We start from the raw sequence: 24,814 nt of genomic DNA on the forward strand, positions 1-24,814 counted from the left end.
GATTTTTTGACCATGTAGTACGAGGATAACCTCACCACTTGAGATGGAAGGCACATTCATGATCGAATGATCTATTTCCGCTCGCTAGCCCTTCTTCAGCGCTGCCTTTACAGGGTTTGCCATCAAGAAATCCGAGATCTCGCTTTCGCTCATCGGGAAGCTGATCAGGAAGCAACTTGCTGTACTTGAACTTCGTGCTTTTTTGGCTCCCCGAGCCAGACATCAGTCGTCTTACGCCAATGGCGAATAAACCCCAATTTTGTCGCATATTTCACCCATGCTACTGTATTGCGCTGCAACATACCAAATCTTATCACGAATTCGTGAATTGGCAAATGAAGATTCTATGAAGCTTTATGTATCTGATTTCGTTGAATTTGTCCGTTCAATGGGTGGAATTTTCTCACGGAAGACTACATGTTTCCCGAATTTTTAGCCCGCATTCAGCTACCTGGCCTTTGGCCAGTCCGACGACGTTTCCAAAATGTGGATAGCTCGGCAGCGAGCGGCACTTCAGAAATATCGCTGTCGAGAACGAGCGAGCCGCAGACAAGCTGCCCAACCGGCTAATGAATGGTCAACGCCAAGCCAAGTTGTGCATAGATAGACGGCCATCCGTCAGTTCGCGGAGGGTCCCTTTTGCGAATACCTGAAGGCATCTCCCCCGGGACCACTCGACTACCGCTGACGCGGCTTGTGCGAATGTCTTTGCGTTTCCTTCTGCATCTTAGCGATGGCGTCCTTCTCTGCCAGAAGTTCTTGCTGGGCTTGCCGTTGGCGCTCGATTTCAGGCGACTGGGTTACGTCGGCTGGAATGGGAGTCGTCGGGTTCTGGTCGATAGCCTGTTTGGCCCGCGCAGCGGCATTTGCTTCGGCCTGCGTTCTATATGCGCGGTCGTCTCCGCCACCGTCGATCGGCCGCTCGTTGGTGGCGGCAGTGCTTGCGGCTTGGCGCACCTCCCGCTCGGCCTCGACATCGGTGCGCTCGCGTATTGTCTGAAGGGCGATCGCGATTTCTACGTCCGTCTTTTGACCTGGCCCCTGGACGCTGGAGCTCTCGGCAAGGGCAAGTCGACTTTCTTCGCTAATCTTCTCTTGTCGTCGGCGTTCCTCCGCTTTTTCCCGCGCGGCCCTCAATTTGTCCTGTAGCTCGGGATTGCCAATTTTGAAGCCATGTTCAGCCGCAAGCTCGACAGCGAGGGCCTTCTCGCGCTCGGATCCATTGACCGTGATCTTGTCCCACCTTCTTGCCGCCTCGCGCATCGCCGACAGCATCGATCCACGATCACTATCGGCCGGCTTCACCTTCTCGCCCTCGACAATCGGCGCCTTGGGATCAGTGAGGGGCGGCTGTGGGGCCGCCGGTCCGACTGCTTGAGCTTGGGTTTGGGTTTGAACCTTGGCTTGCCCCTCCATACTGGCCTCATCGATGCTCACGCCAGCTGAACTGCTGCCCCGATCAGCGCGGTCTTTGGTCATTTGTGCTCGCGTAGCGACCAGCTTGTCCTGCAGCTCGGGGTTAGCAATTTTAAATCCGTATTCTGCAGCAAGCTCGACGACCAGCGCCTTGTAGCTTTCAGTGCCATTGATGGTCAGCGCCCCCCATTTGCGGGACGCAACCTGCATCGCGGCCAAAACCACCTGCCGATCCTTCCAATCGGCAATCTCCACCCTGTCGCCGTGATCGGTGAAAGCGACCCTGCCGGCCTTGCCGCGATCTTTGCCATGACTGTAGCGGATCGTCTCGCCGTGCTCTTCTGCCACGAATTCGTGGAACTCGTGTCTCACAGGTGCCACGAAGGTCTCGCCTTGGACCAAACCCCGTTTTTTCTCGATGCGCTCCTGCGTCGCCAGCATATCCTGCTGGGTCTCTCGAAGCTTGCCGCGCAGCTTTTCGATCTGGGGCTGCTGTGCTGGTGAAAGATGCTGTTTGATCACCTCCATCTGGGCGTCCATCTCCGCAAATGAAGCGGTCATCACCTTCAGGTTTGCCATGTCGTCTGTCTCCTTTGGCGTTCTGCCTTCCCGATATGAAATGGATTGATACTCCCCGAACTCGCGCGCCATCGCACGCACCGCCATCTCACCGCGGTCATGGAAATGGAGGACGCTTGCCGTTACCACTTCCGCCGGCACGAACGGGCGCATCCTGTCGGCAAGGTTTCGCGCGACGACGAAGTGGTCGTTACCGCCACCCAGCGCGGGTTGACGGCGCGCCGGCCTGATCCGATGCATCTCGGTCGGCCGAACATCGACAAACCCGAGCGTTCCGCCATACCGACGTGCCAATTCCGCGGCAGCCGAGAAATCGCGGGTGAAGAGTGGCACCGACGACCGCGTTCCAGGACGCTCCGCCCGGTAGAGCCGCAACACGCCAGCATCTGGCGCAAATTGCGCAGGCGACCGCAAAGCCATGGCCGCCGCGTCGCTCCAGCCGCTGGCTGCGGCGGCGGCATGACGCTTTCCTTCTTCCCGTATCGGAATGTGGACAGCACTCGTCCTTGCCGCCTCGACGCGCCGGTGCACGTTTTGCGATGCGACGCCTCGTTCCACACGCTGGATGTCCTTCAGCTTATACCCGGGAGGGTTTGCCCGCTCGAACCGGCTCATCGCGTCCATGGGAATGTTTCGTTCACGCGCCTCTTCGGCCAGTGTCTTGCGCCAGCGCCTGAAATCTTGGATCCGCGGGTGAAGACGCTGGCCGGCGTCCGAGAGCATCTTGATGGCGGCATGAACATGAAGATGCTGCCGATCCTCGTGAAGCACGAAGGCATAGCGATGCCCGGCGAATTCCCTGGCAAGCGTTGCACGCACGGCATCGACGAACCGATCCCTTGGCGTTCCCGGCTTGGCGCTAAAAATGACGTGGGCGACGTCACGGCGCTCTTGCGATCGTAGGTCGCGCTTCCAGTCCTTCGCCTCCTCCAGCGAACTCGCGCCGGTGCCGACCACCACATCCTCGCCGAACGATCCGTCCTTGTTCAGGCGAACCGAGCGCACGGCGTGGTGCGTTCCCTTGCGAACCTGAGCTAGGTAGCGACCAACGCCTTCCACTCCGTGCGCAAAGCCATGGACTTCTACTTGTGCGCCAGCGCCGAACGACGCCTGAAGCAGCCTGTCGAGCTTGCTCAGAGATTTTCGGTTGTCGTAGATACGCTGCGCGCTTGCTTCACCGGGATGGGGACGGGCTGCAGCGCTGAGAACCACTTCAACAGATCGTCCCTTCCCTTTAGCATCGGGCTCGCTCCCCCATGCGATGCGGTGGCCAGGCAGCGCCTGTTTCAACGCCTCGCCCACAGCCTCATCTGAGTGCGATCGTACGAACAATCCCAGCCGCAGCACATCCTTTGACGGCTGACGCCCGTATTCTTCTGCCCATTCGTCGGCAAGCGCCTGGATCCAAGATGCGCCTGCAACCTGTTCACCGGTCTCGCGTTCGACGGTCAATTCGCCATCACGGCTCTGATAGGCAAGAAGTTTGCGGACACGGGCACTTCCGGCAGCAAAACTCACCAGCTTGACCACTGCCGGCTGTGACCCGGCCGCAACGCCCAGGCGCTCGGCCAGGCCGGTAGTCCGGATCGGCGCGGCTCTCGCAGCACCTTCGCCGGTATTTGAGCCAGGAGCAGCCTTTGCCCTCGCAGGTGAGCTGGCATGTCCCGCCGCCAAGGTGCCAAACCCTCCGCCTCCCCCGCTAACGCGGCGCTTGCGTCCTTCATCCTCCAGCTCCATCGTTACGGGCATGAACCCCGTACGCGGCCTGCTGCCCGTATAGGGCGTCCCATCGCCCCTGCGGCGCTTGCGCTTTGGTCCGGGCTTCTGGCGGATTTTGCGGATAGCAAGGCCATCGAAATCCTGATCCTGGAAAGTGGCGGACGCACGCCGCTTCCGCCGCCGCTCGATATCGTCCAGGACACCCAGGAAAGCATCGACTTCAAACATGACTGCCCACCAGGCGCCGCGCACGCGCGCGGCTGCTTGCACGCAACGCGTCAATCTCCCGCTCGTGCTGCACGACAAGCCTGGCAAGTCGTTCCACACCGCCATTCAGATGTTCATATCCGGGTACGCGACCACTGTTCAGCGCGCGCGCAATCTGGTTGAGGTTCACCCCCACTTTCCGAAGCTGAAACACGGTCGCCTTGAGCCGTTGCGCCACTTCGCCTTCAAAGGTTGGCCCAAAGCCTCCGGCTTCGCGCGCCAATCGCCGCAGCACTTCGCTGGTGGGGAGTGCAGCCTCTTCCGCGAACTTCGTAAGCGCCGCAAATTCCGCTTCCGACAATCTTACGCGCACCGATCTGTTCCGGCTTGGCCGCCTTTGTGCAGTCGAGGTCTTGCTCATCCCTTCTCGCTCCGGTCGCCCTTGGCGACTGCCGGACGAGCCCGTCAGCCCATCGGGCACATGTCGGTTTTCGTACACCGAAAACTGCTATCCTGCCAACCATATAATTCTCTTTTATCGTTTATATTCAGATACTTATACAACTTCAGTCACTTCAGTCACTTCACACAGTGGTCCCACTTGTGGCACCTTCTCCACCCGTCTCCCTCACGCCACTTCTCTCACTTCTGGTCCGCACGCCGCCTCTGTCAGTCCCGTCAGTTCGAGGACCGCCACCCCTTGCGCCACTGATGGAAGTGGCGGATCTCGTCAAAGTCCTTGAACGATCAGAAGCGAGATCACGGAAACAACTTCCCCTAGTGAGACCCCCTCGGCTGTCTATGGGACTTGCAGCACTGCTGGTCGTGCTTAAACGCCTCCCACTGGCTAAGGCGCGGGGGCTGCGTTCAGTGGTGCAAGCGAGCAGGCTTGCAAAAGCGATCGCCTATCTGTATTTGCTATATAACTAGTCATTCACCGCGACATGAAGATCCTGAAAATGACCATTATCGCTTTGGCAAATTCCAAGGGCGGCGTCGGCAAATCGACCCTGTGCCTCCTGATTGCCTCCGAACTCGCGGAGAACGGTGCCAGTGTTCTCGTCATCGATGCCGATCCCCAGCAGTCCTGTCGTCAATGGGTAGACCGCTGCAACAGCGTCGGCACACTGCCATCGTCATTGTTGGTCACCACAGCATCCTCGCCGCATGACCTGAAATTCGCCCTCACGACGGCGACCGCATCCATCGTCCTCATCGATGTCCAGGGTTCGATCAACGATCTCCTGATTGCCGCTATTGTCGCAAGCGACATCACGCTCGTGCCGGCCAAGGCCAACGTGATGGAAATGATCGAGACCGTAAAGCTTTTCGAATGGGCGAAAGCCAGCCTCAAACGCGCGCCTCTCAAGCTCCTTCTCAATCGCGTCGAAGGCATCGACACCAGGACGACAGCATTCCAGGACGCTGTCCAGATGATCCGTGACAACAAGCTTCCAGCCCTTCCCACCTTCGTTCGCGCCCGAAAAGTCTACGAGCAGTTTTCGAAAGAGGCCGGTTCGCTTGCGCGGATCGGCAATGACCCTGGCAAAGCCGATCAGGTCGCCAAGGCACGCGCAAACATTGTCAGCGTCATCGCCGACATTACGAAGGCCATAGGCGAAGCTGAATGAGCAAACGGAGGAGACCTTGAGCGAAATTCCGCCACTGCAGAAATCGCGTCGGAACCTGTCGGATCTGGATTCCCTGATCGCCGACTCCATCGGGAAAATGGCTTCCTATGGAGAAATGCATGGACCACCGAAGTCCAACGCGGCGGTGGGCGAGCCGCAATCTTTTGAGCCGCCACCGCAAACGATCCAAGCCCATCCTAACACGGTCGATGACAAGCCGGAGCGGTTTCAGATATGTCTCTCCGGCACGGTGATCATCGCTACAAAGCTGGAGGCGCTGAAACGGAGGACGACGGCCGGTGAGATCACTGAACGGGCGCTCAGGTCGTATCTGGGGATGCCTCCCAAGATCTGACGCTACAATGAGCGCCCTATTGTCTCTGGCAATGAATATGCCTGGAGATCGGCATGTGACGCAATTGCAATCCGCGTCGTTGATCAGGTTTCCCACGAGCCTCCGGCAAACCCTACAGCGCTTTTGGGGGCGCGGGTTGCCTCCGGCTGCTGCATTCCTTCGAGCCCAAATGCCCAGCATTTGTCACGAACTCACTCCGGCCGCTGACGCGGCTGGAAAACCCTCATCACCTGAATACCTTCGTGAAAAGAGACCTTGGCGCTCGTGAGCCGAATTCGACAAGAAAGCGCCGGCGTCCTCCACCAAGTATGAAAAAGGTGAGGTGTCATTTGCGCGTATCCAAAATCCGCCATCATATGGTTGCTTCGTTTCAACGCCGAGAGAAATTATGCAGGACTTCACGATGGGCGCTATCTCCGCTCAAGACATTGTCGACACTCTACGAGATGGCCTACTGGTCCTAACCAGCGATCTCACGGTCATTTCAGCCAATCGCGCATTCTATGCGATGTTTAAGGTGAGCGAACCGGAAACGGTTGGTCGCAAGCTTAACGATCTGGGAAATCGACAATGGAATATCGATGCATTGAAGCGTTTGCTTGAGGACATTCTCCCCACGGAAAACTCCGTCGAAGGGTTCGAGGTCGATCACGTATTTACCGGCCTCGGACGCAAGGTGATGCTCTTGAATGCTCGAAAGGTGGTTTGTTCGGGAGATAGTTCTCATTTTCTACTGCTGGCAATCGATGACGTGACAGAGGCGCGGGTCAGTCAGATCGAGGCAGAGCTAAATTTGCGCATCGCCCAAAATATCGTTGACACGATCCGGGATCCATTGGTCATCCTCGAGTCCGATATGTCCGTGGTGACAGCAAGCCGCTCTTTCCTCGCTCTTTTCAATGCCACCGCAAGCCAAGTTGTCGGGAGAAGCCCTCGGTCAGGGACAGTGGGATACCTTTGCCCTGCGCAAATTATTGGAGCGTGTGGTTCCTCACGAAGAAGCAATGGACGGCTTCCTGCTCGAAGACGATTTTCCCGGAATTGGTCGCCGTATCTTCAAAGTGAACGCCCGCAAGGTATATCGTCCAGGCAATCATATGACACGGTTGCTGGTCGTGTTCGAAGACGCGACGGACGAGGTCCTGCTTGACCGTCACCGCGATATGTTGGCAGCCGAGCTGGCGCACCGGATCAAAAATAGTCTTCAGATCATTTCCGCGTTCGTTGCCTTTGAACTGAAGCGGGCAGGCGAACCCTGTGTTCTAGGTTACCAGGCAATGCAGGCACGAATTTCAGCGGTCGCTCAGCTCTACGATGTAATCGCCCAATCGAGCAGTCTTGGGCCGGTGCCGATGCCTTCCTACCTTGAGGGCATAAGTGCAAGTGTCCAATCCAGCCTGTTGGGACAATCATCCGACATTACCGTAACATCGGCAGCAGAGCCCCTCAGTATTCTACCTGATCACGCTGTCGCCATTGGGTTAATTGCAAATGAACTCGCGACAAATGCGATAAAGCATGCCTTCCCAAAAGGTAAGGGCGAAATTAATCTCGGTTTTCACAGGAGAGATGGTGAAGTCACGCTCACGGTCAGCGATAATGGATCAGGCCTTGCGTTGAAGGTTGAAGGTTCCGGTCTCGGCTCCCGGTTCGTTGAAGCCTTTGTAAAACAGCTTGGCGGTACGTTAGCGACTGCCAGTAGCCCGAAAGGGACAACATTCACGGTTCGGTTGCCGACCTCAATATTGGCTGGTGCCTAGCCCCTCCTTTAGACGATCCTCGACAAACAATCGCAGCAGAGGAAGTGCTAGAACGCCTTCGCAATAAAGTCGAAAACCCTTTACCGGAACCGGGCAAATAGGAGAGGCGGTCCGGGCGCACTCGCCCAACAATCATCACGCCAGCAACTCAAACTGGTCGCAGACCCCATTCGCGCTCAAATTCGTCGTCAGTGTCCAGCGACTTTTGTACATCTTCGCCCTTCGCTTTGCCGGGCGATGTTTCAACAGCGACCGATGAGACGATGCTGAGACTGTCGGCAAATTTCCGTCCCCTGCTCTCAGCTAAGGCGTAGTTCAGGGTCACGCCTGTTTCGAGCCGTGGTAATTTTGCTGCCTCGACGCTCTTAAGAGGAAGATAGACGTCGGCTCCACCTTCATCGGGAATGATGAAGCCAAAGCCCTTTGCTACGTTGAACCATTTTACCTTTCCAGTCGGCAAATCCACACTCCTTTAAATTAGGGAATTTCCACGATCATGTCTCAATGCAGCGGGCTCAAAGGAGCTGTTGGAGCCGCAATCTACAGCGATAAGCCTTGCAGCTTCCAATCGCAATATTCTCAACTTAACGCCCGATTTTCAAAGAGTTCTCGGCCATTGCTCGGTTCACGATGTCGGTTACAAAGGGCCCCTTGCCTCCCGTGTAGTGGTCCCAATCGTTGATCGCCTCGGCCGCCAGCCTTTGTTTCAAGGTAGCATAGGTTGCTGCCTCCTCTGGATGGCGGCGCAGGTAGTCGCGAAAGAGGATTCGGTGCAGATGGGCGGGATGCTCAGGCGCAGATAGATAAAGCCTCTGACCGGGAGAGACTTGGCTCGTGGTAAACACCCACCTGTTATCCTGATACAGTTCGCCATGGAACGTGTAGTCGCCCGTTGCCTGCATTCGTGCAATGCCCTCTAGGATCTTGGCGGGCTGACGAAAGATGATGTCGATGTCTATTTTCGGTTTGGCGCAAAGACCGGGTACGGACGTGCTGCCAATATGGTGGATCTCAGTAACTAGGCCCAACAGCAGCAGTTCTATCCGCGCGCGAATCTCCTCGAATAGCTTTGGCCATGCTGGATCGTAATCTACGACTTCAATGGACTGGCGTCGGATAAAGCTCATGCCGTTTCTCCATCTCTCGGACGATGCCGTTTTATGATCTCGGCCACAGTGTTCTTACTGATGGCGAGGTCATGCGCGATCCAGCGGTAGCTGCGCCCTTCTGCAATCATCGCCATCACTTTCGGCGTGAGGCGGTCCGACTTTGGGCGCACCCCAGTCTGTCGGCCGAGCTTTCTGCCCCGTGCCTTCGCTGCTGCCAGACCGGATTTGACCCGTTCACTGATGAGATCACGCTCGAATTCGGCAATGCCGGAGAGAAAGGTCGCCAGCATCCGGCCGTGCGGAGACGACAGGTCGAACGCCATGCCGTTCATGGCGATAACGGACACCTTCCAGCTTTCCAGCTCGCGCAGCGTGTTGAGGAGGTCGATCGTCGAGCGCCCCCATCGAGAAAGCTCGGTCACGAGAACGACATCGATCTGCCTGGCCTGGGCAAGCGCCATGATCTTGCGGCGTTCGGCCCGATCTAGCTTCGCGCCGGAACCTGTTTCTTTGAAGATTCCAGTGACGTCGTAACCGGCGCGTCCTGCAAACGCCGTCAGGTCACGCTCCTGCCGTTCGCATGACTGATCGGCAGTGGAAACACGGCAATAAATCGCGGCGCGCTGTCCCAATTGAACCCTCATGGATTTGGCTGCCGGAAGGCCTTGATTTGTATGGGGCGATTGTTGTCCAAAACAGACTTTACTTCAATAGGGACAATCAGGATGCCGAGACGACATATTCTCACCGAGCGACAGCGCTCGGCACTGCTTGATCTGCCCATTGATGAATTGTCACTGCTTCGGCATTACACACTGGGCGACGACGATCTTGGACACATCCAGGAACGCCGCAGGCCGGAGAACAGGCTGGGGTTCGCCCTACAGCTTTGCGCGTTGCGATATCCAGGGCGGGCGCTGGCTCCGGGTGAGGTGTTCCCGCATGAGGTCCTGTCGTTCATCGGGACACAGCTTGGTGTCCCGGCCGATGCGCTTCTCACCTATGCTGCCCGGCGGCAAACCCGCCAGGAGCATATGGAGGCGTTGCGTGAGATCTACGGTTATAAAACCTTCTCGGGTCGTGGTGCCCGTGATCTGCGGGACTGGCTTTTCGATCAGGCGGAAGATGTCCGCTCGAACGAAGATCTTGCTCAGCGCCTGGTTGCACGTTGTCGTGAAACTCTGACGATCTTGCCAGCAGTATCGACGATCGAGCGACTATGTGCGGACGCGCTGGTTGCTGCCGAACGGCGTATCGAGACGCGGATCGCAGAAAAACTCGATAATGACACACGCGAACGGCTTGATGGGCTGCTGATCGAACTGCTCGATGCCAATATCAGCCGTTTCATCTGGCTTCGCCAGTTCGAGGTCGGCAACAATTCCGCAGCGGCGAACCGGCTGCTCGACAGGTTGGAATTGCTGCGTAGCCTTGCTCTTGATCCGCAGATCCTCGTCGGTATCCCGCCGCACCGTGTCGCACGCCTGCGTCGGCAAGGCGAGCGCTATTTTACCGACGGCTTGCGGGACATCAGCTCGGATCGGCGGTGGGCGATCCTGGCCGTCTGTGCTGTGGAATGGGAGGCGGCGATCGCCGATACAGTGGTCGAGACCCATGACCGGATTGTGGGAAAGACCTGGCGCGAGGCGAAACGGCTACATGATGAGCGGATTGCCGATTCCAAGGCAACTGTCAGCGACACGCTACGCGCCTTCACCGCACTGGGAGCCTCCCTGCTCGAAGCCCGCAATGATGGTGTTCCGCTGGAAATGGCGGTCGCCAAGTCGGCGGAATGGGGCCGGCTCGAACAACTGGTCGCGACCGGTTCCCAGCTCAGCAATACGCTGGCGGACGATCCATTGGCTCATGTCGGACAAGGATATCATCGCTTCCGCCGCTATGCGCCGCGCATGTTGCGATGCCTAAAACTCCAGGCAGCAGCGGTCGCCCAGCCCTTGAGTGCGGCGGCAAAAGCCATCGGCGAAATGCAAGCGTCACCACCGGCGACCGACAACTTCTTGCGGCCGAATTCGAAATGGCACCGCCAATTGAGAGCACAAGACCAGGGCGACAACCGACTCCGGGAGGTGGCGGTCCTGTTTCACCTGCGGGATGCTTTCCGATCCGGTGACATCTGGCTCGACCATTCGCGCCGGTATGGCGATCTCAAACTGGTGTTGGTGCCGATGGTTGCGGCACAAGCTAACACAAGACTGGCCGTGCCCCTCGATCCACAAGTATGGCTGAGTGATCGAAAGGCTCGCCTGGCCGACGGCCTGAAGAGACTTGCACGAGCAGCGCGCGACGGAACCATCCCTCGTGGCAGCATCGAGGATGGAACGTTGCGGATTGACCGACTGACAGCGGCCGTTCCGGACAGCGCAGAGGAGCTGATACTCGATCTCTATCGCCGGATGCCGCCAGTTCGTATCACCGACATCTTGTTGGAGGTCGATGCTGCGCTTGGGTTCACGGAAGCCTTCACTCATCTTCGAACCGGGGTTCCATGTGGTGACCAGATCGGCCTGCTCAATGTGTTGCTTGCAGAAGGGCTGAATCTGGGACTGCGAAAGATGGCGGAGGCCACGAACACGCATGATTACTGGCAGCTCTCGCGCTTGGCTCGCTGGCACGTCGAAAGCGACGCAATGGACCAGGCGCTGGCGATCGTGGTGGCTGCGCAGGCAAATCTACCAATGTCCCGTTTCTGGGGCATGGGAACGACCGCATCGAGCGATGGCCAGTTCTTTCCTTCGGCCCGGCAGGGCGAGGCCATGAACATGGTCAACGCCAAGTATGGAAATGAACCCGGCCTCAAGGCTTACACTCACGTCAACGACCAGTTCGCGCCGTTCGCATCACAAACTATTCCTGCGACAGTCAGCGAGGCCCCATACATCCTGGATGGCCTGCTGATGAATGAGGCAGGTCGGCAGGTTGGAGAGCAATATGCGGATACGGCAGGGTTTACTGATCACCTGTTCGGGACCAGTGGCATGCTCGGATACCGCCTTGTCCTGCGCATCCGCGATCTGCCCTCGAAGCGCCTTTACGTGTTCAATCCAGCAGGGACACCTAAGGATCTGCGCAAACTGGTCGGCGGCAAGATCCGCGAGGAATTGATCATCGCGAACTGGCCCGACCTGTTTCGATGCGCCGCGACCATGGCTGCTGGCAAGATAAAGCCGAGCCAGTTGCTCCGCAAGCTTGCCTCCTATCCTCGCCAGAACGATCTGGCGGTTGCGCTGCGTGAGGTTGGCCGCGTGGAGCGGACACTCTTTATTATAGAGTGGATCCTCGACACGGACATGCAGCGGCGTGCTCAGATCGGCCTCAACAAGGGCGAGGCCCACCACGCTCTCAAGAATGCGCTGCGTATCGGTCGCCAGGGTGAAATCCGTGACCGCACCACCGAGGGCCAGCATTACCGCATCGCCGGACTGAACCTGCTCACCGCAATCATCATCTACTGGAACACCCTCCATCTCGGCCAAGCGGTCGCAGAGCGCCGGAATGAAGGACTTGACGTGCCGCCTGAACTTCTGGCGCATATCTCTCCGCTGGGTTGGGCACATATATTACTGACCGGCGAATATCTCTGGCCCAACGCCGCAACAGCTTAGAGTGTCATTTCGCCCCCAGCCGGAACCGACCCCTATCATGAGCTGGTTAGCCTTGGTCGTCAGAAATAACGATAATAACCGGATTGGGCCGCGAAAACGCGCCAGGAAAGTATGAATTATTGAAGCATCATTTCTTTGATCGACCGAACCACCGCATCTGGATTGTAGGGCTTCGGCATGAACCGTGCCCGCACGGGTAGGCTGTCAACACCGACTGCACGATGACCGGACGTTACGATGATGGTAATTGGCGGCCACCTGTCCCGAACCGAAGCTGCAAGCTTGAGGCCGTCTACTCCGCCCGGCATGTCGATGTCCGTGAACATCACTTCTATGCGCGGATTGGCAACTAGGATGTCGATTGCAATAACTGAATTCGCTGCTTCGAATACTTCGAAACCCGCATCTTCCAGCTCGATGACAATGCCCATTCGAACGAGGGCCTCGTCTTCGACAACCAAGACGGCGGTTCGTTGAGCAATCATGACTTAAATTTTCTGGTTGGCCGGATCCCGCTTAATGGAGGACAAAGCGAGACATTTTCGCGTCGAGCTAGCCAAGTGTGGCTGTTAGTGTGCATACAACGCCTCCAGACGGGTAAATGATCCGTACGTCGCCCGAGAAATCTGCAGCAAGCACACGGGAAATAAGCCGCGACCCAAAACCTTTGGTCGTTGGCTCGGACACGGCCGGTCCTCCGCTCTCCTGCCAGACGAAATTGAGATCCTGTCGTCCGTCTGATGCCTTCGCGAGATGCCAGGATATTCTGACGCGGCCGGCGTCGTTTGAAAGTGCGCCATATTTGGTGGCGTTGGTGGCGAGCTCATGCAATGTGAGCGCCATCGAGAGGCTCTGCTTCGGCGTCATCTCGAAGTGAGAGCCATCGATATCAAAACGTCCGTCAGATCCGCCATGGGGCGCAAGTGCCGCTCGCAGTGTGTCATGGATGCCCGCGCTTTCAAATGTCGTGGCCATGAGCAAGTTCTGGGCCTGCGCCAGAACGTGTAAACGCGCGTTGAATATCTCTCGTCGGTCTGCGATATCATCGCCACGCAATGTTTGCGTCGCTATTGCACTGACCATCGCCAGGAGATTTTTGATCCGGTGCTGCAGTTCGCCACTGACCAACTGCTGGCGCGCCTCATCATCCTTTCGGTCCGTGACATCCCGCACTGTGCCCACGAATTTCGTCAAGCCGTCGAACGTAACAGTTTTCGCTCTGGCATGAACCCAGCGGCTCGGCATGCCGGGGCGTTCAAGCATTCGATACTGGACGTCGAGGATACCACTGCCACTTGGATCGAGGGCCTGCGCCGCTGACTCGGCAAGAGCCAGCCGGTCATAGGGATGAACGCGGGATGTGAAATTGTCGAAAGTCGCCTCTTCATCAGCCAAACGATGGAGCAACGTCCTTGCCCGTTCGTCCTCCTTGATATCAACGAAATGTCCATCGACCACCGTGCATTCCCAAACGCCCATTCCTACTGCGTCAAGCGCAAGCTCGAGCTGAAGATCCTTTCGGCGGAGCGCAAGTTCGACGTTTTTCAAGTCCGTGACGTCGCTTCCCTCCACAAATATCCCGGTAACGACGCCCTCCGCGCTGAAGATAGGCTGGTAGACAAAGTTGAGGAATGCCTCTTCATAGGGGGCGTCTTGCGAACGCTGGATCGCAAAGCTGACACTGCGACCAATGAACGGCTCTCCCGTCACATAAACCTCGTCCAACAGTTCAAAGAAGCCTTGTTCTTCAACGTCCGGGAATGCCCGGCGAACCGGCACGCCAATCAGGTCGCGATGCCCTACAAGCTGAAGATAGGCCTTATTGGTAATCTTGAAGACATGATCGGGCCCTTCCAGAACACACATGAAGCTCGGCGCATCGAGCAGCATCCGCCTTAACGTGTCGGCCTCGGCTTTGGCTGCTTCCTGTTCGGCCGCAATCAGTTCTGCAACCTTCGCCTCTGCGGCATGACCCTCGCTGATATCACGAGAAATCGAGAGGAGTTGGGTCGGCCTGCCGCCACTATCGACAAGCGGCAGGACTTGGACATCCCAGAATCGATCGTTACCACGCGCCGTCTTGGCAGAGCCTGTGAAGCGGGCCGGACGCCCTGAGGCAGCGATTGCGACGGCATTACGGGCGGCGACATTACTCTCGTCCGCCCAGAAATCAGGCCACGGGCAGCCTTTCAAGGAATCGAAGTCATCCACCTCCATGACGTGCTTGCCACCTTCGGACATAAAAAGAAGATGGCCTTCAAGATCGAGGACCTTGATGCAATCATCTGAGGCGGAAAGCACTGCTTCCAACAGCGCCACCGGGTTCACACGCTCGGTGGCGAGGGCGTCAGCCAGTGCTTTAACAGGCCCGTCATTGTTGATGGAACTGGACATAGAGACGAGCACGGCCTTCGAGGAGAAACTCACGCAATCTCGGTAGCAGATGCAGTTGCACAAAGACAGGCCTCTGGGTTGGTTGGGTTGCTTGACGGCTTAACTGAGGACCCTACTGACTATCCGCATCTAGACCCGCTGATCGGCACATCAAATCTTCAGCGCATTGACAACAACCTTCAACGCTGGCGAGTTCTGCCGTCTGCTTGGATAGAACAGGTAAGCATGGACGGCTGTTGGCATCGAACGCCTTGAAAGGACTCGAACCTACGACCAGTTGTATATTGGCATCAAGGTGTTGAATTCACGACATCATGTCACGCATTATAGGTAGGCTCCACCTTGGCTGGGGTGCAATATGTGCGTGCCGCTGCATATTCTTGCTCGGTCCCGCCGACTTAGCGGATGGGAGTTCACCTTAGTTCCTGTAGCTGCTGCCGCCAATCATTTGCCAAGATCCAGCCGCCGGCTGCATCTCGAAGAAACCAATCATTCCAACCATTACGGTTTGTCTGTGAGATCGTTTTCGACGCTGCTGAAAAGGAGAAGAAAAGTGTATCAAAGCCTTGAACGACAAGATGAGCGCCTTGAATTTGCCCATCGTACTGCTTGCCGGCATAAGTAAATTTGCAAACAGTGCCTTCCGCAGGAAGAGTGCTGGCATCCTCTTTAGCTACTAGCTGGGCGGTCTCCGTTTTCGCGGGGCTAGCCCATATCTTTAACAGGCTGCGGAAATAGCGACAATTTCCCGCCGATCCTCGGTAGATGTCTCGAGACGAGCCGTTATGAGGCTTCTTCAGCGGCCTTGTCGGCCCATTTTGTCGTAATCCGCCTGGTTCGGCGAATTCCGGGCGCGATTATGCCGTCGTCAGCAGCTTCGGCAGCCTCACCAGATTATAAGCGGTGGCTGTTAGGGTGAACATCCAGCCAACGCGATCCTTTCCACGATGGCGGGTCTTGCGCATTCCGCCGCTGGTCTTGGCCCAGCCGAACACTTCTTCGATACGCTTGCGGATACGCTGACTGACACCGTAGCCGGGATGATGGGTGGTCCGACCATCAATTGCCGAGCGTCGGTTCGTCGTGTTCTGGGCGACGTGTGGCGTCACCTTTGCGTCCCGCAAGGCTTCGACGAAGTCGGCCGTATCGTAGGCTTTGTCTGCAGCCAATGTGATGCGGTGACGACCATCCATGCGGCCCACCATATCCAGAGCTGCCTCGCGCTCTGCTGTTCCACTCGCATGGGTCAGCGTGGCGTCGACAACCAGGCCGTTGCGGTTTTCCATTGTGACGTGACCCATGTGGTAAAGCTTGGCCGCCTGGCCACGGGCCTTCTTGTAAAGCCTGGCATCCTGGTCGGTGGTCGACGCATGGGTTGCGTTGCTGCGCTTCTCGCCGTGGAAATCGCGCTCAGAGTTGCGGCCTGCGGCCTTTGGCGGCTGTTTCCCTTCAGCGCCAGAGCCGCTGTCGTCAGTGTCGCTACCATCTGCGCCGTCCTTGGGTTTGAAGCTCTTCATGCTGGCCCACGCTTCAATCAAGGTGCCGTCCACCGAGAAGTGGTCGTCTGACAGCAATGCCTTAACCCGCGGCTGGCTCAGCAACGCGGCCAGAAACTTGGCGGCGATGTCGCCAGCCAAGAGCCGCTCACGGTTTTTGGTGAACACGGTGACGTCCCAGATCGGCGCGTCCATCGACAAGCCGACGAACCAGCGGAACAGCAGATTGTAGTCCATCTGCTCCATAAGCTGACGCTCCGAGCGGATCGTGTAGAAGGCCTGCAACAACAAAGCGCGCAGCAACTTCTCCGGCGGGATCGACGGCCGGCCGATCGCTGAATACATCCCCTCGAAATCCGGGGACAGAACTTCCAGCGCCTCGTCTACGAGGGCACGGATCGGCCGCAGCGGATGGTTTGCCGGAACGCGGGCTTCGCAGCTTACATAAGAAAACAGACCCGCCGTCTGGTCATCACTGCCGCGCATGTCCTGCTCCCGCCAATCAATCACCCAGGCATGGAATCACGGCAGTCCGCTCACAGCAAGGGCCTTTTTCCGCATCCTGTTAAAGCTGTGTTGAACAGTGCGTTGCCACGGATTGCGACCGTTTTTTCGTTCCAATCTTCATAGCTATGCAGTTCGCGATTCAGAGCGAGGCTGGAATGGGAGCGAACCGCAGGCATTTTTACTGAATAGGGTCCGTTCGATACCGACGAATTCAACGATTGTGTAAGAAGTGTAAAATTCCCCAGCCTGTCAATGATCGCATCTCGCTCAGCACGCTTGGTCACAAAATCGATATCAAGATCTTTCACTGCGTCGTCCAATTGTTCGAATCCTGGAATTGGCCAATTGTCCTGCCAGCGCTGTGGCATTATGTGCTCGATCGTTAGCGATGATTTTATGGTGATGTCTTCATTTAAAGCAGATCGCTTTGCTAGCTCTATTGCCTCGAAGATATAGCGTAGCCGAGCTTGTCTCGGTCCCTTATATTGGCCTCGGCCAAGCCAGCTTCTTTGCCACTCCGTGTCGGTTGGCCATCGATCGTTATCCGACACTCTGCTTGAAAGATATTCTGCCAAGGCAGCGACTTTGTCGCCATCAGTCGATCGCAGACGATCAATTATTCCGATGAAGAATCGGTTGTAGGCCTTAGTGGGCAAGCCACAAATGTCACGTCGAAGAATGAAGCTCTCGAGTACGTGAAGAGCTGGGATGAGATCGTGGTCGATCGTCGGTTCGGTCGCCATATAGATCACTAGAGGCATCGCCGTTGAAACATCAAAGGCATCTGCAAATCGGCCGAAATTACCTATCGGATCGCCAAGAGACTGATCGAAAAGCCGCTTCTCGACTGCCGCAGTGGCAGAAATCGATTCAAGTTCCTTGGTGACAGTCGCAAACGGCCGCTCGTTCAGTATCCAGCGCCGATAGCTCTCAAAGAGGTTCTCAACCGATACGAGGTCGCCGATTTGCATAGAAAGATGATCGGTAAGCATCCAATCCAGTCGTTGTCGTGATTGTCTGCCGCGCGATGCTATCTGATTCCAGAAGGAACTATCCAAAGGAAGCCAGTGTTTCTCGTAAAGCTTGTCGACGACCAACGAATGATCGGCCTGGCCAAGGCCTTTCGCTCTTTGGAAGATGAAATTGCGCATCAGATCGCCGGGCGCCAGATCAACGCCCCGACTATTCAACGTCTCGAATATCGTCTGGGGATCGTCCCCGCCTTCGAGTTCAATCGAGACAATTGCCAAGCCCTCCTTCAGGGCTTCGAACAAAAGCTCTAGTTTGTGTTCATCGAACTCTTCGCCGTCGGTTACGTGAGCTTCAATTTTTTCTTTGAAATATTCCTGCGCTGCTACTGATCGGCGGACGAAGCCGTCTTCATCAATGGGTGAGGGACCAAAAGCGCCGAGATCTGCATTAGGGTCCACGATGCCGATGAATGATCGACGGTCGGTCAGCGACGGCCATAGCTTGAAGCGCTCGACATCTGGGTTTTCCATCACGCCATCATTTAGAAGGTACTTCTGCAATTCAGCTTCGTAACGCGAACCGTGTGCTCTTGCGACGTCACGTAAAGCAGACAGCAGAAGTTGGAACGTCGTGAGCCGCTGTTGTCCGTCAATTATTTCGAAAGCCTGGACTTGCTTCCCAAATGTTTTAACCTGGGCAATAACAATTGCGCCCATGAAATGAGGCGCTAGTGATGCGCGATCTACCAGAAGGCGATTGGCGGCGCGCTCGATATCTTCCCAAAGCAACTCAAGCTGCGGTTGAGCCTTCCATGCGTACTGCCGCTGGTAGAAGGGGATGAGAAATCTTTTTTTGCCGTCAAAAAGCTCTACGATAGATCGAGTGTAAGGCTTCATCATTCCCCCGAGGCGCGTGCTAGTTCTTGGTAATTGATTTATAGCTCGGCCATAGCGCAAGTCCAGATTGTGCATCCGCGAAATGATGCAACGTCGTCCTAACTCAGTTGCACAATGCGGGGCGAGCCCATCTCCGATATGCTACCAATCGGCTATGTGCATTCGAAGATGCTGCCCTAGAATCTTCTAATTTAGAAATTGCAATACCTGCGGCCGGCGCGGTGCATTACCGCTCTTGCGATGGGTATTATCTAGACCGGCGCTGCCAGGGCAAGCCGAATGGCCCATCCGTTCTGGAGATCATGCGGGCAAGCCAAGACAACTCACCAGCCACAGGTCGGACCCGTTCTGGGTCTGCGCGAGATTGAGGGATGGAGCAAGTAGGAGCGAGACGGTAGCGATTCGAAGGGTGGCGGAGCAGGTACACCCTGCGCCAAACGGTGCTCTCAATCGAGATGCGGGCCGGTGACGAATACACTTTCACCGCGAACTGGGCTGGCGCTCGGCACGTCAAGGCAATACCCTGGCACCGGGGAATTGCAGCGGTCTTCAAATTTGAAGACGGTGAGTAGGGGGAAAACGTGTTTCTAAAAAAAATTACCGAGATCAAAAATGTAGGGCGATTCAAATCGGCGCGGATCGGGGGCGGCAGTTACGAGGAGTTCACACTGATTTACGGCGGCAATGGTCGCGGCAAGACGACGCTGTGCGCGGTCCTGCGGTCGCTTCAGCTCAACGATCCGAGGCTGGTCACGCGCCGCAAGACATTTAAGGCAACCTCCAATCCCGAGATTGGGTTGCTGCTCGACTCAGGACTCGTGCGATTTTCGAATGGCGCCTGGACCGCTCCCCGGCCGGACATCCACATTTTCGATCAGCAGTTCGTTACTGAAAATGTGCATGGAGGAGACCAGATCGACGTCGAGCATCGCCGCAATTTCTATCGGATCGTCGTAGGTCCGACAGGAGTCGCGCTTGCCGAAGAGGTCGACAGGCTTGATGCTGACGCCACCGCAAAGCAAGGTGAAATCGCGAACGAGAAAAAGGTGCTTGAGCAGCATGTGCCGAAAGGCATGAAGCTTGAGGCATTCCTGAAGCTCGTCGCAGATGCGGCAGTGGCTGCAAAAATCGAGGACGCCAAGCGGACGCTAAAAGCCATCAACGACTCAGACGCCATTAAATCCCGCAAGCTCTTAAGCGTGTCCGCTTTGCCGGCATTGCCGGAAGGTTTTGCGGCTCTCCTCCTGAAGGGAGTCGACGGGATCGCAGCCGATGCCGCCGGGCGCGTAAAAAGCCACATCGCGGCACATGGCTTTCACGAAGGCGGTGAGAGCTGGCTCGCCGAAGGCCTGAAACATGCCGTCGGCGACAACTGCCCGTTCTGCGCCACGGCACTGTCGAACAATGAGCTGGTAGCCGCCTATCGCGGCTATTTCAGCGAAGCGTATGCGGACCACAAGAAGGCCATCGCCGGCATGGACAAGGCGCTGAGCAGCGGCCTCTCAGACGCAGCCGCGCTTAAATGCGAGCAGGCTTTCAAAGACGTAGAGACCGACGCCGCGTTCTGGAAAGGCTATTGCGACCACGAGTACCACGCGCCGGAAGCAGGGACACGGATCGTAGCAGAGGTAAAGACGCTCCTGCGGACAGCGAAAGCCCTGTTGGAGCAGAAGATGGATTCTCCGCTGGAGCCTGTCGCCACGTCGGCCGACTTCATCGAGGCAAGCGCCAAATGGTCTTCGACCGTTGCGGAACTTGACGCCACGTCGGCAGGATTCGCAGCTGCGAACCAGCTCATCCAGGCGGTGAAAGACGGAAGCGCCGCCGCGAACAAAGCGGCCGTCGAAGCGACCCTCGCGGGACTGGAAGCCGTCCAGAAGCGGCATGCCGAGCCCGTGCTGACGCTCGCAACGGGCTACCAGAAACTACTGGATGAAAAAAAAGCCCTCGTCGACAACAAGGATGCAAAGAAGAAGGCACTCGACGCCTACGATGAAGAAATCCTTGGGGCGTATGAAGCCGACATCAACAAGATCCTGGCTACGTTCGGGGCTGGCTTCAGACTGGCTCAGTGTGGCAAGAATTATGTCGGGAAAGTACCGCAGTCGACCTATTGCCTGCGGTTCGACACCAACGACGTCGACGTGACGAGGAACGGCGCGAATGATCCCGGGTTCGACACGACAATGAGCGCCGGCGACAAGAACACATTTGCGCTGGCATTCTTCCTGGCGCAGCTGAAGCGCGACCCGGATCTTTCCCGCAAGCTGGTCGTGTTCGACGATCCTTTCACAAGCCTCGACGATTTCCGCCGCGCCATGACCGCGAAGGAGATCGTCAGGACCGGCGGCGAGGCGGCGCAGACGATCGTTCTGAGCCACGACAAGTTCTTCCTGGAAGGCGTGCGCGGCCTCATTCATGGAGTACCCTGCGCGACCATGCAGATTTCCGGGACGTTTAGCGGCTCGTCCATCGAACCGTGGGACATCGCTTGGGAAGTGAAGGAAGGCTATCTCCAGGACCATATGCTTCTTCAGGAGTTCGCTGAGGGCCGCAACGACAACGCCCGCGAGATGCGGACCGCGATGCGGCCGCTGCTGGAAAAATATATCCGCTACCGGTTTCCCAACCAGATCATGGACGGAAAATGGCTCGGGGACATGCTGGCGATCATCCGCGGCGACGCCAACCATCCGTTGACTTCCCAATATAACGATCTGGACGACATCAACCAGTATACGGCGCCGTTCCATCACGACCCCAATGTCGCCTTCGTCGATGACGAGGTCCGGACCTACGCGCAGCGCACCATCGCAATCGTTGGCGGATGCTGACATTCCGTCCGGTCTGGCGCGTTCCCCGCCCGGGCCGGACGATCTCCGAATGGCCGGTGTTTTCCGGTGCCACAAGCGATCCCCTTCAATTCACCGCCACTCCAGGCTTCTTTGATGCTGAATCTGGAGCCGGGCGCCGCAGCGCTTGCCCCGAAACGCTTTGAGCGCGTAGCTAAGGGATCGGTCCCCGTGGCGCATCACCATCAGGTGCGCAGGATAGCAGGTAGCCGTCCGCAGCGGCAGCGGTTCTCGATATTGAAGCCATTCGAGTAATTCTCTTGCCTTGTCCCGCGATAGGCGGACAGAGGCCGGGCAAGCGCGTCTTCAATCGTGGTGGACAAGGGATATTTCTCATCCAGGCAGTCTAGCATACCAAAGAACACAATAAGAACACCCAAGCGCGTTCTCAAAGGACTAGAGAGGTTTCAGCTAGGCTTCGAGAAGAGAGCCTGATATCCTTCAAACCGATACCAAACATAGCCAACCTCGCCCCGTGGATGCTCCTCAGCCCAGGCAAGGACCTCCGGCGTCGGAACGACCAGCGAGCTTTGTCCCTTCGGCTCGAAGCAGTTTTTGCCGTGCTTCGTATAGAACGCCCCGAACTGCCCGATATAGATTCGCCCGCGCGCCGGATTGGTGCCTTCAACGGCTGTTATGGCATATTGTAGCACATGGCCCTGCGTCTGCCGGACCACGGCCGCATCGCCCGCCTTTGCCGCGCGATAATAGACTGCTATCTCATCCGTCGTCTGATCGACGCACGGAGAATTTTTCGTGACATAGCGCGGTTCGGTCATGCTTGGGTTCCTGTGTTAAGCGATAAATCACAGCATCAGAATTGTCGCCCGTAACGATGCAAGGGACAAATACGGCCGATGACTGGCGATTTTCGGCCAATCAATAATAGCCGCTGTAGTCGGGCCGGAGGTCACAGGCCTCAGCCAGCTCCCCTAGGACACCGAGAACCAAGGACAGCAACAGCTTCGTACGCTCGGGACTGTCGAAACCGTCGTTGCTGCTTTTCCCGCCGTGGAAGAGATTATTGCGTACGACGTTGCAGAGGATGACGACGCGCTCCAGATCCGAGGTGTTATCTGCGACAGTAGCGGGCCGGAACTCAAGTGATCCGTCCTCGCCGACCATCTGCTTTTTTGGGTTAGCTTCAATCAAGGCTTCGGCGGATTCCGTCAGCTTGTATCCATCTTTCCAGCGCTCGCGAAACGCTACCCATCCTGCCTCCGCCGGCTGACCAGGTTCTGTTTTCTTCAGATAGCCGTTGGCTTTGAGAGCGAATTCGAAACGAGCGAAGAAATACAGGAAGTCGAATGCGAGGTCCTTCAGCTCATCTCCAATCTCATTTCTGCGCATACATCCTCACTAAACCCGTAAGATTTTAGGGTGCTCGTCGCTCATCCACGCTGGCAGATCCATTCCTCCATGCACCAGGATTTTCATCCTTTTCGCCTTGTTCAACGCAGCCCGAAAATCGAAAGAAGTGCTATGGGCGAGCGCCTGAACAATGAAAGCGTATGGTGAAATATCGTTCGGCAACATCCCGACCCGCTGCTTCTCCGCCGCGAGAATCGGCGTCAGCTGATCGACGTCCAGACGGAGCGCCTTAAACATTTTCTGGGTCGTGTCCGCGAGACGTTTGATGTCCCGCGGAAGGCGCTCCGGCGACCATTGCGCCCTGATTTGCTCGATCAGTTTCAGCGTCTCGGTCGTGAGTTCGTCCTTTTTCGCGACGGCCGGCGCGTCCGCAAGCCGGTTGGCTTCGGCGATCGCGATTTCCGCATGCTCCAGCATCGCCTTAACTTGGTACGCGATGCGTTCTCTGGGCCAGCTGACAGTGTCGCTTTTATAGATCAGGTCGTGCGTCGCGAGGCTCCATGCATGCTGCAGAACCGTCTTGATCTGAACCTCAAAAACGATGCCGTCGAGATCGAGGTTTTTACCGGTCTGGCTGGGTCTCTTCGCAACGTAAAGCCGAAGGTCGTCGAATTTGAAATCCGAGGACTCCTTAACAGGATGCGGAAAAAGGCCCTTGCTGTGAGCGGACTGCCGTGATTCCATGCCTGGGTGATTGATTGGCGGGAGCAGGACATGCGCGGCAGTGATGACCAGACGGCGGGTCTGTTTTCTTATGTAAGCTGCGAAGCCCGCGTTCCGGCAAACCATCCGCTGCGGCCGATCCGTGCCCTCGTAGACGAGGCGCTGGAAGTTCTGTCCCCGGATTTCGAGGGGATGTATTCAGCGATCGGCCGGCCGTCGATCCCGCCGGAGAAGTTGCTGCGCGCTTTGTTGTTGCAGGCCTTCTACACGATCCGCTCGGAGCGTCAGCTTATGGAGCAGATGGACTACAATCTGCTGTTCCGCTGGTTCGTCGGCTTGTCGATGGACGCGCCGATCTGGGACGTCACCGTGTTCACCAAAAACCGTGAGCGGCTCTTGGCTGGCGACATCGCCGCCAAGTTTCTGGCCGCGTTGCTGAGCCAGCCGCGGGTTAAGGCATTGCTGTCAGACGACCACTTCTCGGTGGACGGCACCTTGATTGAAGCGTGGGCCAGCATGAAGAGCTTCAAACCCAAGGACGGCGCAGATGGTAGCGACACTGACGACAGCGGCTCTGGCGCTGAAGGGAAACAGCCGCCAAAGGCCGCAGGCCGCAACTCTGAGCGCGATTTCCACGGCGAGAAGCGCAGCAACGCAACCCATGCGTCGACCACCGACCAGGATGCCAGGCTTTACAAGAAGGCCCGTGGCCAGGCGGCCAAGCTTTACCACATGGGTCACGTCACAATGGAAAACCGCAACGGCCTGGTTGTCGACGCCACGCTGACCCATGCGAGTGGAACAGCAGAGCGCGAGGCAGCTCTGGATATGGTGGGCCGCATGGATGGTCGTCACCGCATCACATTGGCTGCAGACAAAGCCTACGATACGGCCGACTTCGTCGAAGCCTTGCGGGACGCAAAGGTGACGCCACACGTCGCCCAGAACACGACGAACCGACGCTCGGCAATTGATGGTCGGACCACCCATCATCCCGGCTACGGTGTCAGTCAGCGTATCCGCAAGCGTATCGAAGAAGTGTTCGGCTGGGCCAAGACCAGCGGCGGAATGCGCAAGACCCGCCATCGTGGAAAGGATCGCGTTGGCTGGATGTTCACCCTAACAGCCACCGCTTATAATCTGGTGAGGCTGCCGAAGCTGCTGACGACGGCATAATCGCGCCCGGAATTCGCCGAACCAGGCGGATTACGACAAAATGGGCCGACAAGGCCGCTGAAGAAGCCTCATAACGGCTCGTCTCGAG

The 24,814-nt window shown here is 57.1% G+C and carries 18 protein-coding genes and 1 pseudogene; 7 read left to right on the plus strand and 12 right to left on the minus strand.

The features are described 5' to 3' along the window. Positions 1–678: 678 nt before the first annotated feature. Both PR017_RS23465 and mobC read right to left on the minus strand, forming a co-directional pair. A complete protein-coding gene (locus tag PR017_RS23465; RefSeq protein WP_257623499.1) occupies positions 679–3,285 on the minus strand; it encodes an LPD7 domain-containing protein in 2,607 nt (868 codons plus the stop codon). A gap of 649 nt (positions 3,286–3,934) precedes the next feature. Next, positions 3,935–4,342 (minus strand): plasmid mobilization relaxosome protein MobC, encoded by a 408-nt coding sequence (gene mobC / locus PR017_RS23470; RefSeq protein ID WP_111215377.1) that lies wholly within the window; start codon positions 4,340–4,342, stop codon positions 3,935–3,937. A 538-nt stretch (positions 4,343–4,880) separates the two neighbouring features. Between mobC and PR017_RS23475 the strand changes: the two genes are divergently transcribed. The 4 genes and pseudogenes from PR017_RS23475 (at position 4,881) to PR017_RS23490 (ending at position 7,667) form a co-directional block, all read left to right on the plus strand. Next, positions 4,881–5,552, plus strand: a complete 672-nt coding sequence (locus PR017_RS23475) for a ParA family protein (protein ID WP_111215412.1) — start codon at positions 4,881–4,883, stop codon at positions 5,550–5,552. 16 nt (positions 5,553–5,568) lie between these two features. Continuing rightward, a complete protein-coding gene (locus PR017_RS23480; RefSeq protein WP_240538794.1) occupies positions 5,569–5,907 on the plus strand; it encodes a hypothetical protein in 339 nt (112 codons plus the stop codon). Positions 5,908–6,310: 403 nt separating this feature from the next. Next, a pseudogene (locus PR017_RS23485) lies at positions 6,311–6,613 on the plus strand (PAS domain-containing protein); the annotation flags it as partial. A gap of 211 nt (positions 6,614–6,824) precedes the next feature. Beyond that, positions 6,825–7,667 (plus strand): sensor histidine kinase, encoded by an 843-nt coding sequence (locus PR017_RS23490; protein ID WP_240538793.1) that lies wholly within the window; start codon positions 6,825–6,827, stop codon positions 7,665–7,667. Positions 7,668–7,815: 148 nt separating this feature from the next. Here PR017_RS23490 and PR017_RS23495 read toward each other — a convergent pair whose 3' ends face one another. From PR017_RS23495 to PR017_RS23505, 3 genes are all read right to left on the minus strand, one after another. Next, a complete protein-coding gene (locus tag PR017_RS23495) occupies positions 7,816–8,127 on the minus strand; it encodes a cold-shock protein (protein ID WP_111215374.1) in 312 nt (103 codons plus the stop codon). A 124-nt stretch (positions 8,128–8,251) separates the two neighbouring features. Further along, the gene (locus tag PR017_RS23500) at positions 8,252–8,794 is read right to left on the minus strand and encodes a GrpB family protein (RefSeq protein WP_111215372.1); all 543 of its coding nucleotides are present in this window, start codon (positions 8,792–8,794) and stop codon (positions 8,252–8,254) included. Beyond that, positions 8,791–9,408 carry a recombinase family protein gene (locus PR017_RS23505; protein ID WP_111215370.1) on the minus strand — a complete coding sequence of 206 codons (618 nt, stop codon included), beginning with the start codon at positions 9,406–9,408 and terminating at the stop codon, positions 8,791–8,793. Before PR017_RS23505 ends, PR017_RS23500 begins: the two co-directional genes overlap by 4 nt. 93 nt (positions 9,409–9,501) lie before the next feature. On the opposite strand from PR017_RS23505, the gene PR017_RS23510 reads away from it, so the two are divergent. Further along, positions 9,502–12,399 (plus strand): Tn3 family transposase, encoded by a 2,898-nt coding sequence (locus PR017_RS23510; protein ID WP_111215368.1) that lies wholly within the window; start codon positions 9,502–9,504, stop codon positions 12,397–12,399. Positions 12,400–12,515: 116 nt separating this feature from the next. Here PR017_RS23510 and PR017_RS23515 read toward each other — a convergent pair whose 3' ends face one another. From PR017_RS23515 to PR017_RS23530, 4 genes are all read right to left on the minus strand, one after another. Next, on the minus strand, positions 12,516–12,830 hold the full coding sequence (locus tag PR017_RS23515; RefSeq protein WP_240538791.1) for a response regulator: 315 nt from the start codon (positions 12,828–12,830) through the stop codon (positions 12,516–12,518). 121 nt (positions 12,831–12,951) lie between these two features. Continuing rightward, entirely contained in the window at positions 12,952–14,826 is a 1,875-nt protein-coding gene (locus PR017_RS23520; RefSeq protein WP_279619561.1) for a PAS domain-containing sensor histidine kinase, read from the minus strand. An 824-nt stretch (positions 14,827–15,650) separates the two neighbouring features. Then, positions 15,651–16,775 (minus strand): IS5 family transposase, encoded by a 1,125-nt coding sequence (locus PR017_RS23525; protein ID WP_111222013.1) that lies wholly within the window; start codon positions 16,773–16,775, stop codon positions 15,651–15,653. Between the two features lie 50 nt (positions 16,776–16,825). Then, the gene (locus PR017_RS23530) at positions 16,826–18,664 is read right to left on the minus strand and encodes a DUF262 domain-containing protein (protein WP_278333137.1); all 1,839 of its coding nucleotides are present in this window, start codon (positions 18,662–18,664) and stop codon (positions 16,826–16,828) included. Positions 18,665–19,245: 581 nt separating this feature from the next. Between PR017_RS23530 and PR017_RS23535 the strand changes: the two genes are divergently transcribed. Then, the gene (locus tag PR017_RS23535; protein WP_111220979.1) at positions 19,246–21,498 is read left to right on the plus strand and encodes an AAA family ATPase; all 2,253 of its coding nucleotides are present in this window, start codon (positions 19,246–19,248) and stop codon (positions 21,496–21,498) included. Between the two features lie 425 nt (positions 21,499–21,923). Here PR017_RS23535 and PR017_RS23540 read toward each other — a convergent pair whose 3' ends face one another. From PR017_RS23540 to PR017_RS23550, 3 genes are all read right to left on the minus strand, one after another. Continuing rightward, positions 21,924–22,295 (minus strand): hypothetical protein, encoded by a 372-nt coding sequence (locus tag PR017_RS23540; protein ID WP_111220978.1) that lies wholly within the window; start codon positions 22,293–22,295, stop codon positions 21,924–21,926. Positions 22,296–22,395: 100 nt separating this feature from the next. Next, positions 22,396–22,866 (minus strand): hypothetical protein, encoded by a 471-nt coding sequence (locus PR017_RS23545; protein WP_111220977.1) that lies wholly within the window; start codon positions 22,864–22,866, stop codon positions 22,396–22,398. A 9-nt stretch (positions 22,867–22,875) separates the two neighbouring features. Then, positions 22,876–23,571 (minus strand): hypothetical protein, encoded by a 696-nt coding sequence (locus PR017_RS23550; RefSeq protein ID WP_209188313.1) that lies wholly within the window; start codon positions 23,569–23,571, stop codon positions 22,876–22,878. Between the two features lie 30 nt (positions 23,572–23,601). On the opposite strand from PR017_RS23550, the gene PR017_RS23555 reads away from it, so the two are divergent. Beyond that, positions 23,602–24,726, plus strand: coding sequence for an IS5 family transposase (locus PR017_RS23555; RefSeq protein ID WP_111222013.1), 1,125 nt, complete (start codon positions 23,602–23,604; stop codon positions 24,724–24,726). Positions 24,727–24,814 lie beyond the last annotated feature (88 nt).

Origin of the sequence: Rhizobium tumorigenes, assembly GCF_003240565.2 — a bacterium.
GTDB classification, from domain to species: domain Bacteria; phylum Pseudomonadota; class Alphaproteobacteria; order Rhizobiales; family Rhizobiaceae; genus Rhizobium; species Rhizobium tumorigenes.